Genomic DNA, 17877 nt, shown 5'->3' with positions numbered 1-17877 from the left:
TTATAGTATAAATAAGGGAATCGGCAAGGTTGTTCGGATGTTAGAAGATGCCTGCTCCGGTCTTTTCCCGAAGAACCTTCAAAAGGTAATTTATGGGCACGTAGATATCCTGCTCCGGGCATGCCGCAACCTTGCGGATGTTGAAGTTAATGCCGTCCCAGGAAAGTATCTGGCCAAGCGCATTCATGCCTGAGAGGTCTTTGCATGCCGCCTTGCGGATGATTTTATTACCGCAGAAGAGAATACCCTCCTCGCCGTCACACGAACTTATTGCGACCTCGTAGCTTCCAGGAAGCGTCTCCATCAGCTCGACGAACTTCTCAAAGGTATGCAAGGAGTTTACTTTTATTTTCTTCACTAAAAGCACCTTCCTACTTTTTTGCAAGCCTCACCCGCGAATCGGGTTTTTCGTCGCATCTGCGCGCAGCCTCGAGAATCAAGGCGTCCGGGCTGCGGTCTATCGTGTGCGGAATCCGACCCCTGAGCGCCTCTGTCCTGAAGATTCCTGAATTCCATGATTGTATCTCGTAAAAGGCGTGCTCTCCCTTCAACTTGTTAACTTCGGCATGAACGACCTTGCCTTTTTCTATGTACACCCTGCCCATGTCGCCGTTCTGGGCGTTCATGATCTCGATGACTATGTTCTTGGCTCCCAGTGCGTACATCTGGATCAAATCCTCGCATTTCAGCCTTATTGGGCCTACAAGACCGTCCTCGTCCTCCTCCTCAAGCGCCTCGGCCACAACCTCAAGAAATCTGTTGATTGAAAAGGGTTTTACGATGTAATTGATTGTACCGAGCTTGAAAGCCTGCCTTTGAGACATCTGCGAAGGAAAGCCCGTTATGATTATTATTCGTTGTGAGGGGTTCATCTTCCGGATCTCGCGCACCAACTCAATGCCGTCCATGCCAGGCATGCTAAGATCGGTAACAACAAGATCGTATTCTTGGGACGAGTATGCTTTGAGGGCGTGAGCGCCTGAATTCGCGGTTTGAACAAAAAAACCCCGCAAATCAAGGACCTTGCTCATCATTACGGCGAATTCACTCTCATCATCAACAAATAAAATCTTTTTACTAGTTTTATCCAAAGTGCACTCCAAAGAGTATTTGCTTGCAAGCCTTTCGCCCTCACCCCCCTGCCACTCTCTCAGGTTGGTGTGTCTACCCTTAGACACTGCCTGTACCGCTCAACACAAACTCGCGTTTTTTTTGATAGCAAGTTCCATGCCAGGAGGAACATTAACATTAAGTTGCTTTTTTATTGAACTTAATAGAAATGCGTTCTCAGGATAGAGTTCACACGCTGTACGAAATCAGTACAAATATGCAGTTTCCCGGGATCTTTTTGTACTGTTTCAGTACATGTGTTATAGATAGAGGATTGCCCTCAATCAAGACCAAGACGCCTGAGTTTTTCGTACAGCACCGACCTCGAAATCCCCAGAACCCTTGCTACTTCGGATTTATTCCCTGCGAACTCCTTCATCAGCCGGCTAATATAAAAGTTTTCGTATCTGGCTGAGAGTTCGGCAAGCGTTGGTTTTTCTTCTAAAAGAGCCTGCAGCGATTCCGATTTTACATCCTTTTGCTCGGTGTTCCTATCGCCGGAATCAAACACCGGCAGAAACTGAGGCGTTATCAAGCCCTCTTTCCTCGCAAGGAGCGCCGCTCGCTCGATGACGTAAAGAAGTTCCCGCACATTTCCCGGCCATGAGTAGCCCATGAGAACGTCCCGGGCGTCCTTCGATATCTTAATCCGTGATGAGTTAGCAGCGTTAAGCCTGGAAAGGAAGAAATCCGTTAGAACCGGAATATCCTGGACTCTCTCGCGCAAAGGAGGGATGCGCAGGCTTAAGCCGTTGAGTCTGTAGAAAAGGTCCTCGCGGAACCTGCCTTCGCTTACAAGACGTTTAGTATCCTGATTCGTAGCGGCGATTATCCGCACGTCGGTCTGAACCTCCCTGAGTCCTCCGAGGGGTCTGAAGGTGCCGTATTCGATGACGCGCAAAAGCGACGCCTGGTTTGCTGTAGAGAGTTCGGCTATCTCATCAAGAAAGATGCTTCCCCTGTCGGCGACCTCGAACAACCCGGCCTTTTTGGATACCGCACCCGTAAAAGCGCCCTTCTCGTGTCCGAAGAGCTCGGACGCGATAAGCTCCTCGCGCAGCGTTGCACCGTCAACTATAACGAGCTGATTTGCAGAACGGCCGCTCTGGGCATGTATCGCTCTCGCAACTAGCTCCTTGCCCGTGCCGCTTTCGCCGATTATGAGAACGGGCAGATTCGATTCGGCCGCGTTGGCGATGAACTCCTTCACGCTCCTTACGGCATCGCTCTCCCCTGCAATCGTGTCGGTTCCCCTCCGGCGTTCAAGCTCCTCCTTGAGAGCGATGTTCTCGCGCTCAAGGCTGCCGAGTTCCGCGCCGCGCTGAATGACCCTGAGTAAATCCTCTATCTTTACCGGCTTCAAGAGGAACTCGAAGGCTCCGAGCTTCATCGCCTCGACGGCGGTGGAGACCGTGGCATGTCCGGTAACCATGACGACCTTCTGCGTCGGCCGCTCGGCGCTAAGCTTTCTCATGAGTTCTAGTCCGTCCATTCCCGGCATCCTCAGGTCAAGGACCACCACATCAAAGAAGCGCGTCTCGAGTGCGGTAATGGCGTCGGCGGCGCTGGAGGCAACGCTTGCGACGCACCCTCTCGTATTAAGCGCTCTTGAAGTGGCTTCGAGAAAAGGCTTTTCGTCGTCGACGAGAAGGACCCTTATGCGTTCCCTCGGGGCTTCAGTCGTCATCGCTCTCCTTTCCTTTAACAGGGATTTCCACAATAAAAGTCGCTCCTCCGCCTTGAGTATCCTCTAGACGTATGCTTCCTCCGAAACGTTCCAGGAGCATCACGCTCACGGGCAGGCCAAGTCCGGTGCCTTTTTTGTCGGTTTTGGTCGTGAATAAAGGCTCGAATATCTCCTCCTTTATGTACGAAGGGATGCCGGGCCCGTTGTCGCTTATCACCACCCGGACTGTATCCGGAGCTCCCGCTTCGGTTTTTAGGAGGATGGTCCCCTTGCCATCCATGGCTTCACAGGCGTTCTGGATGATATTGACCAGAGCCTGCTGAAGAGCAACCCTGTCGACCATGACCGGCGGCAGATTCTCGTCCAACGAAAGCTCGAAATCCAGCCCTGGCAAAGCAAGCGGCTCGGCGAGCAGCTCGAGCGCCTCCGCGAGTATGCCGTTAACGTCCGAAGGAATGACCTCGCCCCGCTTCGGCTGGGTAAACTCGAGAAGACCTGAAACAACCCTTCTAGTCCTTTCAACCTGCATCTCCATCGTATCAAGATACTTCGACGCTTCGTCCGACAGAGCTTCCGGAACATCCTTTGCTCCGGTTATGAGGTCGCGGAGAACCGTAGACGTCGCAAGCATTATTGCAAGAGGATTGTTCACCTGATGGGCGATGCCTGCGGCAAGCACACCTATCGAAGCCAGCTTTGAGGCTCTTACGAGCTGCTCCTCCATTCGTTTGCGTTTGGTGATGTCTCGGGCGATGCCGAGTATCTGCATCGGGAGTCTTTTCGCAGATATCTCGAGCACGTGAATGCGTTTTTGAGAATCCTCCAGTTCGATTTCGAAAAGAGCCGTCTTCTCGGAGAGAACCTCATCGAAAAGATTGCCTGTGAGAGTCGAGCGGGTCGTGGCGGAAACGCCGAAATTATCCAGGATAGCTTTGAGATCGGCGCCCACTATCCTTTCAGGGTCATAATCGAATATTTCTTTGATTGCCGGGTTGATGTAGAGCACCTTGCCGTCGTGACTGAGGCTGAATATTATTTCCTGTGCGCTTTCAGCAAAACCCCTGAACTGCGCCTCGGATTCGACGAGCGCCTCCTCTATCCTTCGCATTTCCGTAATATCGCGAGCTACACAGACCCTTGCGACTATGTCGCCGGAATTGTCGGTTACAGGAGCAACCGAGACGGAAAAAGTCTTGTTTTTAAGAGGATCCCTTATCTCGAAATACTCCGGAAACTTGGATTTTATCCGCAAAAGCGGAATACTCTTGCGCGCATCGGCGCCGGAGAGGTGAAAAATCTCCAGATAGTTCTTTCCTATTATTTTGTTGAACCAGGTTCCTGCGTACTCTGAAACAGCCCTGTTGGCTCTTATTATCCTCTGCCTGCTATCCAGTATCATTACAAGATCCGATATCGAATCGAAGGTCCTCTCCCATTCCTGTTTGGCGCGCTCAATCTGCACCCTTTGCATGACAAGCTCCGTGACATCAATACAGTTTCCCAGAAAAACCCTTTCGTTGTCTTCTCGCGACAAAGGCCTGGTTCTTACTTCGAGCACTGCCTTGCTTCCATCCTTTCTTTTTATGTTCATGTTGTACTGGTCAGGGTCTCCCGGTTTGCGACGCTTTTTTCTCTCCTTTATCATCTCAATGTCCTCGGCCATTATTATTTCGCTTGTTTCCATGTCCATGAGCTCCTCTCTCGAATAGCCCGTAATCTTCTCCATCGCAGGATTGACGAAAAGGAACCGGTCGCCGCTCGCCACGTATATGCCCATCATCGCCTCTTCGGTAAGTACCCTGTAGCGCTCCTCGGATTCGCTGAGCGCCTCCTGAACCTTGCGGATCTCAGTCACATCTATGCAGTTGCCTAAAAAAGCCATTGTTCCCTCGTAGATAACGGGTCTTGTTCTGAGTTCAAGAATCGCTATGCGTCCGTCGGCTCTTCTTATATGCATCGTGTACTGGGAGGGAACAGGCTTGCCCTTTTTCTGGGCGTCCTCCCTGGACTTGAGAAATGGCTCCTCCTCGGGCAGCACCAGGATGTCAGGGGGATTCTTGATGAGTTCTTCTTTAGAGTAGCCCGTAATCTTCTCCATCTCTTTGTTTACGAACAGAAACCGGCCGTCGCGGTAGATATAGACGCCCACCATCGCCTCTTCGGTGAATGCCCTGTAACGCTCCTCCGATTCCCTCTGCGCGTCCTCGGCCTGCTTGCGTTCCAGGACTGCTGCAAACATGCCGCTGACTCTTTCGAAAAAGCTCTTGTCGGCAGATGAAATATCCACGCGCCTCCTTGCCCACAGGTGCAGCACGCCGAGGAGGTTTCCCTTGCCTCCGGATACGGGCCAGGAGATAAGCGAACGTTCACTGAATATCCGGAGTCTATCCATGTACGGCTTGAGAATTTTTTCTTCGTGAACGTCGGGCGCTATTAAAGGCTTGCGCGATCGCGCGGTCAGAGCAGCCACAAATCGCTTATCGTCTATCGACTGAAGATACGCTATCTCCTTCTTCTCCTCTTCGCGCAGGCCTACGTGCGAAACAAGATTGAGTATCCGCTCCTCCGCGTCGTAGGTTCTGAACGTCGCCGCGTCGAAACCAAGGGCTTCTACGAGACCGGATATCACGCTCTGGCAGAGTCCTGCGATATCCTCGGAGTGAATGGATGCCTCTGCGATTATCCTGAAAGCTGTGTGCTCGCGGCTGAGCGCCTCCTCAGCCCTCTTTCGTTCGGTCACATCGATGCAGTTGACTAGATATGCCGGCTTGTTCTTGAAGTTAATGGGGTGCGATTTAATCTCTATGACTGCTATCTCGCCGTTTTTGCGCCTTATCCTGAGTTCGTAGCTTGGCGAGACCTCTTTGCCGTCACGGATATCCCTTGCCCTCTTTTCGACTACTTTTTCCATGTCCTCTGCAAGGACTATCCCCCAGGGGTCGCGCATCGCGGCGAGCTCCTTCTCGGTGTAGCCGAATATCTTTTCGACCGCGGGGTTGGCGTACAAGAACTTGTTGTCCTGACTGAAGATGTAGACGCCCACAAGCGCTTTTTCAGTAAGACTGCGGTATCGCTCCTCGGAATCTACCAACGCATCCTCCGCCTTCTTGTGTTCGGTGATATCTTCTGTAAGCACCACCACGAGTCGAACGCCGCCTTGCGGGTTCTTTAATGCGTAAAAGTGATGCGACACCCACTCCGCGCCTCCGGGCCGCGGCTTAAGGACTTTTACTTCAGGGATATGCAGGTAGCCCCCTTCGCTATATATCTTCCTTACATCATCCTGCCATTCCTTCAGATAGTCGTCCCTTTCGTCGAATTCAAGGCGCTCCCTCGGCCTTTTAATATCCAATTCAAGCTCGTCAGCAGGAATCGCCCATATCTTCTTCCATGATTCATTGACGCTGATAAGGCTGCCCTTAGTGTCGCGCATTGAAACCCCTAAAGGAGAGCGCTCCACGATTGCCCTGTTGAGTTCTTCCGACGCCCTGAGAGCCTCCTCAACCCTTTTGCGCTCCGTGATGTCGACGCAGTTGCCTAACATTGCTTCAATCCCAAGATAGACTATGCTGTCCGATTTGACCTCGAGCACCGCAGTCTCGCCGCTCTTGCGCCTCACTCGCATCTCGTAGCTCGGCGGAACCTTTTCACCCCTCGCCTTTGCTTCGTCCCTCTGCCTTAGCGGACCCTCAATATCCTCCCTCAGAACGAGTTCCCACGGGTTCATACCGAGCAACTCCTCGCGCGAATAGCCGAGGATTTTCTCCATCTCCGGGTTAACGTACAGAAAGCGGTCTGCAGAATAGATGTAGACCCCTACCATTGCACGTTCCGTAAATTGCCTGTAGCGCTCCTCAGATTCGCGGAGTGCGGCAAGATTCTCTAACTCGTGTATCTGCCTTGCCACCATGTCGGTTATGTCTTCGAGATAGAGAATGACATTCCTTTCAGGCCTCTTGCCTGCGTATGGAGTATCGACGGAAAGAAAACTCTCGACGTTTCCATCCATCGACAACATTGGCACAAGAAGCTCGTCGCCCGGACGCCAGGCATCCTCGCCCTCGCCCGCGGATTCATTTTGCGGAATGTACCTGCCTGAATCGTCGATGAGCTTGCTTACGCCGGACTCCTGGGGTACAAAGTAGGAATTGCTTATCCTGAACTCCTCCCGAAGAATTTTTTCGAACACTTCTTTCGATGCCGGAGGCTTCCTGCTCATCTCCTCTACGAGCGTTGGGTCTACGCCGACGTAGCCTACATTGGTCGTCTCGCCTTTTTCGTTTTTTGTTGTGAACACCGCGCGTTTGAAGAGCCCTGCATCCCGAACGGCCTCGCAGCCCAGCCTAAGGCAATCGGCTATCGTCTTGGTTTGCCTGAGCCGCTCCTGCAGCCGCGCCTTGATGCTGCGCTGTTTCTCCGCTCTTCTTTGCTCGGTAACATCGCGCACCACGCCATTGAAGCTTGTTATCCTGCCCTCATGGTCCGTCTCGAAGTTACCGCGCTCGTTGACGCAAATCACCTCGCCCGACCTGCGCACTATCCTGTATTCAAGATTGTATGAACTATCACCGTCTCTAGCCTGAAAGTCCGCATAAGCCTTCCTTACCCTTGCCGAATCGTCTTTGTAGATAAGGTTTTCCCAGAAATCCGTCTGATGTTCTTTTACGTCCTCCATAGTGTAGCCTGTGAGCATCTCTAGAGAAGGCGATATGAAGTCGTACTCTTTTCGGACGTTATCGTAGCGGTATATAACGTCCGTTACTGCAGATTCAAATCTCAGGAAGCGCTCTTCGGATTCGAGGAATCTTGAAAAAAGCCTTGAACGGTATGCAGCCTCGGATGCCTGACTCGCAAAGAGACTTAAAAGCTCGAGATCCTGCGTCTTGAATTCGCGTTCACTCAGCCGCAGGACGCTCATGCAGCCCAGGAGTTCGTCTCCCGATATCAGGGGGGCGGCAAGGATGCAGGTAGGCTCCTCGGGCGTGCCTGGCATCCTTCTGGCATTAGGGTCAAGATGCGTGTTGTTGGCGAGTATGGGCCGGCGTTCGAGTGCGGCGCGGCCGGTTATACCCTGACCTAATGGAATGTTTGCTTTCATTATCTGGCTTTGATAGAGCTTAAGGCTCGTCGCCCTTGGCGCAAGTTCCTTCTTTTCGCTGTCGTAGCCGAAAACGATGCAGCCGTCCGATTCGATGAGCTTGCTCACTTTTTCGACTATCAGCTCGTAGAGCTCGGACTCGTTGAGGATGGACGAAACCGCGGCACTCGTCTCGAAAAGCGCGCTGAGTTCCTTAGCCCTGCGCGCCTGTACCCGGCGGTAGCGCTTGAGCGCAAGCTCCACCATCGAACCCAGGAAGACAAATACGAGCGAAACCACTATTCTTACTATCAAAGTGTAGCTCGATGGATTGAAGAACTGGTAAAAATAACTGTTGTGCATGAAGAACAGCGACTCGGCCCAGGCCCCTATAAACCATGTGACTATTCCGCCTATAAAACCCCAGAAAAAAAAATTCTGAACCAGTCTCGGGAAGAAACCCTCCTTTTTCTGGGTTTCAAAATCAGGCTCTTTTACAAGAGTCCTTGCGGGGTTTCTCGCCATTCGACTTCGTACCCTCCTTTCAGGTATAAGTCCAACTTCTGTATCTTATGCAACCGATGTCCGGATTCAATACACTCTTCCTGATGCTATTAGAGATAGTATATGCCCGCTGTTTGCGGGTGTCAAGCCTTGCCTGTATTAAGTTTGATTTTTCAGCCGGAACCGAACCCGCGGGCTCCAAGCGTAATTGTATTCAAAATATTGACAATTTATTTTTCTTATTATAATATCGGCAAAATGCGGACATAAAAATCCGTATAATAAACAAACTAACTTAGGAGAAGACATGCTTAAGAAATGCATGGCAGCGCTGCTCTTCAGCATGATGCTCACGGGCGCGCTTGTCGCCTCGGATTGGTTCGGCACGTACACCGGCAACGATGCGGGCGATATAAAAGGATCATTGAGCGAAGCCGTTGACCCGCCCGTCTACAACGGCTCGTGGTGCAGCTACGCAGATTATCTGCACAACAGCGGCACATGGTACGGAGTCGCCTGGGACGTAGTGGACGACTGCTACTTCGTCAAGGAAGGCGATATCTACGACGATGTTGGCAAGCTCGTAGGCCACTGGTCAGGATTCTTCCCCATCAACAACGACGCGCTCGCGTACGGCAAGTGGTGGAAGTTCAACGGCTGGGACGGCTCCTGGACTATGGAACGAAAGTAGCTAGATTCACGGGATAATGCACGTACCAGGGGAGGCGGGCGCAAGCCCGCCTCCATTCTTTGCGGATTAGACGTGGGGGTAAGGTATTGCACCTGGGTCTTGTTGCACCCGCAGACCGTTTCTTAACCTGTATCAGCCTTCAACGCGCTTCTTGACAAATTTCTAAAGGGGAATAGGATATTATCTAATCACTCTATAAGGAGGACACAGTGAGGAAGTTTTCTGTTGTTTTCGTAGTGCCCTTGATGCTCCTTGCATTGGAGAAAGTGAATCTTGTAAAGGACGCAGGATTCGAGAAGGACAGCGACGTGTGGCATACATACACCAAAACCTACGGAATTACAAGTGTGGCAGTAGCTAATCGCCATGATCCAGATAAGGCTTTTACAGGCGATTTTTCTGGTTCTGGCGACACTCGTACCGTACCTGAACAACCCGGTGTGCCGTATGTCGAGGACGCATTCCTTACGCAGGGATTCTATCCCGGAAAAACGTTAGAAGACCTTGACACATTGTGCTTTCAATTCTCTGTAGAGCCATTCGAACATGATACTTCTAAAACATGTATAGCCATGGCTCTTCTTTATGTGAATGCGGGGAATCCCAATTACTGGGAAGTTGGATATTTGTTCCGATTGCCGAGGATCCCTATCGGCAATGTTCCTCATCTCGCATTCCTTGAAATAATCAATTTCCCGACTGATACCCTCTGGCATTCGTTTAAAAGAAACATCAAGGAAGAAATAATTGATAAAGCTCCTTACATTCCACTTGACGCAAGCCTTGATAGTGTTGTTTTATGGGTCGAGGGGCACAGGGTTGATATACCCTGGCAAGGCGAGAAGGTTTATTGGGACGATATTAGCCTCAACGGCTACGCGGACTACGACGTTGGTATTAAGGGTATACTTTCCGGCGATTCGGTCTGGAAGGCGACCGGCTACACACCTACAGCCCGGATTAAGAACTTTGGCCGTAAAGCGGCTGACACCTTTCTCGTGATTGCGGAGATTAGGAAAGCCGAAACCATAGTATATGCCGATACATTACCTTACTCCCTTCCCGCCGATACCGAGGATACGTTATCCTTCAAGGAGTTTACCCCTCCTGATGCCTCGAACTACACCCTAATCGTTCGCACCATCATGGACCCGGACGAGTCCGACGAAGATGACGAGATGTCCAAAACCCTCTACGGCTCGGGGATTGCCGAGACCCCCTCCGCCATCCAGCTTGAGATTACTGCACTCTCCTCAATCCGCTATTCAATCCCCTCAGGTGAACAGGGAACCATTAGCCTTTACGATCCTTCGGGCAGAAGGATTGAATCGCTCTGCGTCCAGGGCGAGGGGCAAGTGGCGATGAAGGCAGGGCTTTCGTCCGGGGTATACTTTGTAAAGTTGGAGAGCGGGAAGACGTCGGTAACGAAGAAGGCGGTGGTTTTGCGTTAGAAGAAGTTTGCCAGAGGCAAACTTCAAAAGCTCGCTTCGAGCGCTCGTTCGGCCAATGCGGCTTCCAGCCGCTACTTTTGGGGAGTATTTGACCATAAAATGTGGCTACGTTTCTTTAATCCTGACCTTATCTTGACAACTACACTGCGCGGAGTAAAATATCCTACTTGAGAAGAAGCTTAAGCTTTGCACTCACATAAGCGCCCGTAGCTCAGTAGGATAGAGCATCGGATTTCTAAAGCTAACTGACGCATTTTAGCCCGTTTCCACGAAGTCAATAGAACTTAACCATACACTTAAGCAGCGTAGTTTTTGAGCTTATAAAAAGCCTCATTTGAGGCTCGTAAGCCTATATACCCATTTGTGAAGACGTGCGTTTACTTAAATCCACAAATCGCTATCAGTTAGGGCATTTTTAGGGCAGGATTAGGGCAAGAGAGAGAGATTCATTAGAAAACCTCTTTAGGTTTGAGATTATTAAGTTGCAATAACTACTTGACAAGAATTGGATTTTTGATATAATTTATCGTTGCAGAGTGAAAAGTGTTTCTGAAGGGGAGTGAATAATTAGATAATGGATTCATAGAGGAAGAGTGAATAAGAGTGTAGGTGAGAGACAGCTATTTCCTAAGCAAACAGGTCTGGAAGTAAATTTGTCATTATGTCCAGAATGTTTTAAAAAGCGGATACGACTGCTTAGCTTATTTTTTTTTCTTCCCGCAATGACGATTTTTTCATGTTCTATTTTCCCAGGCCCCTCGAAGCCCGAAATAATAGTAGAACTTGAAGAGATGCCTTTAGAAGACCCAATAATTTCCAATCCACAATGGGATCCTGGCGGTGATTACATTTACTTTATCTGTTGGAATTTCGAGGACACGAACATTGTACAGGCGATATGCCGGACAGACCCTGAAGGTAAGGGAGTCGAAGTAGTTAAAAGGGTAAAGGGCAGTTCCCTGCTTTGCGAGGTCGCACCGGTTGGAAACAGACTGGCTTACTGGGAAAAAGAGACCATGGAGGATGGTAACATTTCCTGGGGAGCGGATATGCTTGTGATTACGGATCTTGAAGGCGAGATAATAGATACCATTCACACCTATGAATCTGATGTTTATGCACATTTCTCGAAGGTCAGTGACAGCATTATTTATGTGATTTTCCCTTATGAGGGCTTGCGCAGGTATAACTTGAATTCTGGCCAATATGAGCTTATACTAGCTCACAACTTTGAGGTAAGAAGCTTCCCTTTGAATTTCGATCTGTTTCCTGGCGATACAGCAGTAGTAGTAATGGATACCATATTTTCCTTTACTAGCAATTCGAGAACGGGGCTTCCGATAAAAGACTGCAATCATTATTCAGATTGTACTGTCAACCAAACAGATCCCCGCTACATTGCCTTTACGGGATGCCAACCTGCAGATTCTTTGATTAAAAGAACATCAGAGCAGATAATGCTTCTGGACGTTTTGGCGGATACGATGACGATGTTGGATGCAACACCCAGGGATACCAAATATACTGAATATCAATCAGTGAATTCCCCAGAGTTCTCACCGGATGGCAACTCAATTGTTTATAAAGTCTTCAGAGATCAAGCTGGGTGGCAAGGATTTGAAATAGGTATAATGAAAGAGGTTCTATACAACTAGCAACAACCTAAAAAAAGGGAAAGGAGGTAATCCTCAAACAACAAGAACCCGTAAAACAAAATAAAAAACATGGAGTAATTGTGAAAAGTATAACCCTACAAAAGCTATGTCTGGCTTTTGCGCTTTTCTTTGTCATTGGTCAGGCTCTTACACCTGAAAAGGAACTATTGCTTCATTTTAGAAGCTCAACAGTCTTCATGCCTTCCGGGCTCGATAGCTGTACAATAGGCCAGCTCACTGCACCCGATACCGTAAAAACAATCCTTTCTCAATTAGGAGCAGACTACGTTTTACGTGGAGTGTCCGAGCCTTCATTCAACCCTGCAGATACAATAACCATATCAGGCGATGACACTCTGAGATTCCCAGACCTTACGGCTTTATTCGTGATTGGTTTTTCCAGCACTAGTGAGAGGGATTCCGCGCTAGGAGAACTCGATACGATTTTGAGCCAGGTTATATCGGTTCAAAAAAATTCAACCGTAGGTCTTAGGGAGTATATACCCGATGATCCTGAATTCTGGAGACAGTGGCCTTTTAAGAACACCGGCGATTACGCAAATTGGGTGACCAATGAGGATATCCGTTTGACAAAAGCCTGGGAGTACTCTCTCGCGAACAGGAACATAGAGATTGGCGTGACCGATTGCGGCATCGACAACACCCATTGGGAGCTAAATGCATTAGGAAAAGTCAAATACAAGAATCAGAATTGGGCTGAAGTAACACCTGCGGCTCAGCACGGAACCAGGGTTGCAGGAATTATCGCCGCTGAGCAGAACAACGGCACATACGGTGATGGGCTTGGAATCTCCGGTGTGGCCCCTTTAGCAACCTTGTACAGTGGAAAGTGGGACACTTGGGGCCCTGAAGATGAATTTCAAGCTATGGCTGCTGACGCCGCCAAAGTTATTAGGCATTGCTCTGACAGAGGTGATCCTGTTATTAATGCGAGTTGGGGTTTTCCCTATTACTATCAAGTTCTTGAGGACGCTTGTATTTATGCCTATAATAATGGTTCCTTGGTTGTTACGGCAGGTGAAACAGATTACCAGCCCGGTCCATCGTTAGATCATTTTCGCAACTCCGTTTTATCTGTGGCCGGTCTAAAAAGCAACGGTGTTCCTTGTAGTTATGGAATACCTCACTCGAACACAAGCGTCTGCGCCCCGGCTGGAGAGTCGAGCAACCCACTTGATCTCGTGTACACAACTGAATGGACTTTAGACGATCCTCCAAACGATAACGATTATGTTTATGAGGGTGGAACCTCTTTTGGCGCACCGATAGTATCCGGCGTCTGCGCTCTTCTTAAGGACCTTAATCCACTTGTTGAACCCTGTGGGATATGGCATGGCTGCTCAAACTTTCCGCAAGAGATATCACAGCATCACCTGCAAGCTCAGGATGGGATACTTACACTGGTTATGGATGCGTAGATGCCGAAAAAGCATGCCAATGGGTCATTCCACCTTACTACCTATCTAAGACCAGTTATCCCGGTCCTTACCTATCTCAAGTCGACACCGATGTAGAGGTTGAATTTACATCTCCTCCTAGCCCGGACGAAACAAAATACCCTTCCGGAACTTACAAGGCTGATGTATACAAACTTGAAGTAACTACAGGAAGAGCTTCATTCCAGAGTAATCCACCAATAGCATGGATGAATGTAACTGGTTACAACTATACTTCTCCAAACAACGCAAGGGAGTATATTGGACGTTCGCAAGGGACTAACTCTGTTACGATGACTACTTATTTCTATTTTCTCAAAAAGAAAAAAGACGGGCTATTCTTCTACAATCTCCCCACAACAACCTGGGCACCATGCGATCCAAATAAGTTTGCTCCTTACCATGCAACTGTTGTTTACCATGAAACTTGGAGTTATAATAATCTTTCCTCCGACGTTGCGAGTTTTGAACCTCCATTCGACTACCCCTACGTCAATATGCCTTGGGCATACCGAGCCAGTTCCCGAGAGGGTGTAAGATTGCCTATTGCAAGAACTGTAGAATACACGGAGGAGGGAATTACACCACCATCCGGCGGTTATCTTTACTGTTTCAAGTTTTCAGGAACCGACCGTAATGAAGACAGCGAATCCCCTTATGGTGAATGCCTTTACCGAAAGATCGTCGACGTCCAGAAAACATTCGACTCAAAACCGCTGTTCCTTTACGCCAAGCTCTACGTTAAGGATTGCCCCACCTACAACAACAGAACCGTGGCGAGAGTCGCCTTCGATGGCAAGAGCGCAAAAGCATCAGAACCTGACGGCTGGCTTTCACGGCTTTTCGACGACGATTATGGATACTGTATTGACCGTTTTGGAACACGCATGGCTCCAGACTACATGAGCTTCCCAAAAGGACAATGGGTTGATATGATCTACAACATTACCCCGGCAAGCGGATATGAGCTTACTGATCTAGTCATGTGTTATGCCGACAGCATTGCCGATGAAGAAGGCGATTTCAAATGCTATGTTGACAATATGGTAATCAGTAAGAATTACCCGAACTTGAACGAGTGGTACATAGACTGCTGGGGCGGCGACGCAAACGCTGACATCCGCTGGTCAGGCGACGGCCTAGGCAATGTTGACTTTAAGGTTGATAACAACGGAGGGTCTGGAAGTACAGCTCTGGATCCGTGGCCCAGCATGCGCAAGGAAGTAAACGTAAGCCTAACAGGACCTGTTACCGAAAACCTTATAGTAAGCTGGTCACAGTGCGACAAGGCTGTTGCTGCGAGGTTGTCACTATTGATTGTCGACGATCAAGACGATACAAACTGGATGCATTATTGCCGCAATAACAGCGACCTTTGGACCCAACCGGGTTATGTAGATATGGGGACTTCTGGAACTTGTCTTAATGAATGGGAAAGCTTTACGCGCAATATGCATTATGACTACGAAGACGTGTTTTCAGGAAGAACTGCACAGAAGTTGATAGCTGTTCAATGGAGTCACTACTCGATTCCCTCTTGGGATGGTGATAGTGGTGCTATCCTGTCAGGTCCTGTTTTCGGAATAGGAGACCCGGGTGGCGGTCAGATACCATCGCTTACCGTAACAGAGCCGCACAGGGAGAATGTCAGTGCCGGCTACAATCATCCCATCAAATGGACATACAGCAACAAAAATAACCCTCCTGAAAACATCTATTTCGTTCTAAAGTACACGAGCAATGGTTTGAGCGGCACATGGAAGTACGTATCGCCTAGCCCTGTGGCTCCATACTCTAAACGTGAACAGGTTTGGGCGGTTCCCTCGAACGAGCAGAACTACAACCATACGGCTTTCGTACGCGTATATGCATACGATAACAAAGGAACACCTTATAATTACACGGACGATGTCGTCCTCGGTTATGGCCAGAGTGCTGGCTTTTCGATATTGCCTACTGCGCCATGGGACCCTATGCCTGATGATCCGAAGTTAAGCTGTCCCCCTCCCTATGTACCAGGCGGGAGCGGAACAATACCCTGGGGAGTTATATGCGAAGAAGGCTCATCGCCTGACGGACTGGATATAGACTACTCGGTGAACGGCGGCGCGACCTTCACCCGTCTTGTTTCGGATATTGACCCGGACAGAGACGGCACTTATGGCACGATAAGGACCGAGATGGTAGATACCGATACAATAGTCTATACGGGATACAAAGGTTCCTATACCTGGAGTCGAGTCCCCAACAAACCCACGCCTTCGCTCGTGTTCCGTTACTGGGTACACGTCGAGAACGATTCATTCTACGGCTTCTCCGAGCACCAGTACTCAATCGCAAATGGCTCGGGAAGCATCAACTCGACCGCGTACACGTCTGGCAAGCAGGTTGCGGGCTCCTCAAAGGAGTGCATGGTATTCACGAACTCATCGGGCAACGTGATATATTCGGAGTCAGACGACGGCAACGAGTGGGACACTTCTATTACGATAGCTGCCACGGGCAGTTACCCGTCAGTGGGTATGGTTAACGACACAGCCGTCATCTCGTGGGTAAATGCATCAACTAGTGATCAGTCTCTTTACCAGCGTAATGTATATGCTCCTTCTTTCAATCCACTAGTAGCAGCGCGTGGATCATGGGCTCAGATCATATCTGAACCCAGAGTTATATCAATGGATGATACTTCTTATACCAGTGCTTTTATTGCTAAGGGTAATAGCCCTTCTACTTTAAACTCCATTGCTCTTCTCAACTTCCACAAGACAGCTGGCGGTTCCGGAATCAAGATAGACACCCTTTACGGCATGACAGGCGCATCGCTTTCACCGATATACTGCGCACCTGCAATGGCTGTAGATGATGACGATAACCTATACCTTTCTTTCGTATACGGCAACAAGAACATCTTTGTCTCCAGGATAGGAAGCATTGCAGAAGTGGATACCGTAAGCGATTCTGCGCTCGCCTGGCCTGCTATAGACATAACGGAAGGCAACGTGTATCTGACCTATGCTAAGCGTACTCCGTCTGACAGCATAGTTCTTCGCAAGTGGCGGTGCGTGGGCGACACGTTCTGGCGCGGCACAGACACCCTATTCAAGGGTTCGGTAAAGGGCATAACGACCTCCTCAGGCGTATACACCCTAATCAGCACACAGGACAACAAGGCAAAACTCGTCACCTACAACCCCTTGTTCAAAACGACTGCGACAGAAGAGATGGCAGATTCCGTATACAACCCGCACGTCTATCTTTCAAGGTTATCAAGTAAACATCTTGCTTTTGAATGGACAGCCCTTTCGGGTTCGAACTACTACGTGACGAGCCATCGCTCCGAATGCGACGACATCCTACCCGTGATATACTTCGAATGCGGCGCAGAGGCTACCCCATACACGACATACAGGAGCTCTACACGCGACTTCGGAGCCTACAAGGTTGACTGGGGAGTGGACTCCCTGATCTACACCCTTGACGGCCTCGACGCATCCATGGACTACAACCTTGCACTGGAGTTCTTCTACGACGACACGAACGCGACAAAGAGCTTTGTCGTGAGCGTGGGCAGCGACACGGACACGGTAATCGTTTCTGACAGCTCGCTGACCCGCTACAACTTCGTGATAGAGTCTGGCGACACTACGATGAGGGTAAAGATAACGGGCACGGACGCCACGCTTGCAAGGCTCATACTATACGAGTCCGACGGCTCCACTCAAGGCTACTACTCGAGAGGAGAGGAAGAAACTTCCGGTCCTAAGCCTCTCGAGTTCAGACTCGATAACGTGATGCCTAACCCGTTCACGAAAACCGCTACCATAAGCTTTGCCATACCTTTAGCCGAGCCTGTGACATTGAAGGTGTACGATGTAACGGGCCGCGAGGTTCGCACGCTTGTCAACGGACCGGTTGCGGCTGGCGTGCACAGCGTCAACTGGGACGGAAAGGACAACCAGGCTAGACCGCTGGCATTCGGAGTCTACTTCGTTCGAATGGCTACAAAGGACTTCAACGCAAGCCGCAAGGCAGTGCTTTTGAAGTAACATTCAAACAGATAAAATTAAGAGGGACGCTTAGCGCCCCTCAACTATTTTGTTCCTCAAAACCTTGGAGAGGTTTTTGATGAACACCTTAGTGAATTACCAGGAACTTATCACTCGACGAGTACGTCGGAGATTTGAACTTCGCGAAGTATAAACCCGAAGGCATACCGCGTGTTGACCAGTGAAGGTGGCTCGTGTT

Annotated in this window: 9 protein-coding genes; 5 read left to right on the top strand and 4 right to left on the bottom strand. The window is 49.6% G+C overall.

Annotation, left to right across the window (positions count from 1 at the left end):
- Window positions 1-40 precede the first annotated feature (40 nt).
- From GX441_03195 to GX441_03180, 4 genes are all read right to left on the bottom strand, one after another.
- Complete coding sequence (locus GX441_03195; GenBank protein ID NLI97649.1) at window positions 41-358, bottom strand: hypothetical protein; 318 nt, start codon at window positions 356-358, stop codon at window positions 41-43.
- Between the two features lie 13 nt (window positions 359-371).
- A complete protein-coding gene (locus GX441_03190; GenBank protein ID NLI97648.1) occupies window positions 372-1091 on the bottom strand; it encodes a response regulator in 720 nt (239 codons plus the stop codon).
- A 299-nt stretch (window positions 1092-1390) separates the two neighbouring features.
- Window positions 1391-2797 carry a sigma-54-dependent Fis family transcriptional regulator gene (locus GX441_03185; GenBank protein NLI97647.1) on the bottom strand — a complete coding sequence of 469 codons (1407 nt, stop codon included), beginning with the start codon at window positions 2795-2797 and terminating at the stop codon, window positions 1391-1393.
- Window positions 2787-8399: a PAS domain S-box protein gene (locus GX441_03180; GenBank protein NLI97646.1), complete on the bottom strand. Its 5613-nt coding sequence runs from the start codon at window positions 8397-8399 to the stop codon at window positions 2787-2789. The genes GX441_03185 and GX441_03180 overlap by 11 nt, the downstream gene beginning before the upstream one ends.
- A gap of 286 nt (window positions 8400-8685) precedes the next feature.
- Here GX441_03180 and GX441_03175 point away from each other — a divergent pair, with 286 nt between their 5' ends.
- The 5 genes from GX441_03175 to GX441_03155 all read left to right on the top strand — a co-directional run bounded on the left by GX441_03175 (window position 8686) and on the right by GX441_03155 (window position 17678).
- On the top strand, window positions 8686-9069 hold the full coding sequence (locus GX441_03175; GenBank protein NLI97645.1) for a hypothetical protein: 384 nt from the start codon (window positions 8686-8688) through the stop codon (window positions 9067-9069).
- A gap of 209 nt (window positions 9070-9278) precedes the next feature.
- On the top strand, window positions 9279-10520 hold the full coding sequence (locus GX441_03170; protein ID NLI97644.1) for a T9SS type A sorting domain-containing protein: 1242 nt from the start codon (window positions 9279-9281) through the stop codon (window positions 10518-10520).
- A gap of 593 nt (window positions 10521-11113) precedes the next feature.
- Complete coding sequence (locus GX441_03165; GenBank protein ID NLI97643.1) at window positions 11114-12175, top strand: hypothetical protein; 1062 nt, start codon at window positions 11114-11116, stop codon at window positions 12173-12175.
- An 80-nt stretch (window positions 12176-12255) separates the two neighbouring features.
- On the top strand, window positions 12256-13614 hold the full coding sequence (locus GX441_03160; protein NLI97642.1) for a S8 family serine peptidase: 1359 nt from the start codon (window positions 12256-12258) through the stop codon (window positions 13612-13614).
- Entirely contained in the window at window positions 13524-17678 is a 4155-nt protein-coding gene (locus tag GX441_03155; protein NLI97641.1) for a T9SS type A sorting domain-containing protein, read from the top strand. Before GX441_03160 ends, GX441_03155 begins: the two co-directional genes overlap by 91 nt.
- Window positions 17679-17877: the final 199 nt, after the last annotated feature.

It is taken from the genome of bacterium, from assembly GCA_012517375.1.
GTDB lineage: Bacteria > Hydrothermota > Tepidihabitantia > B3-TA06 > B3-TA06 > JAAYVC01.
This window is presented reverse-complemented; position numbering and strand designations above follow the sequence as displayed.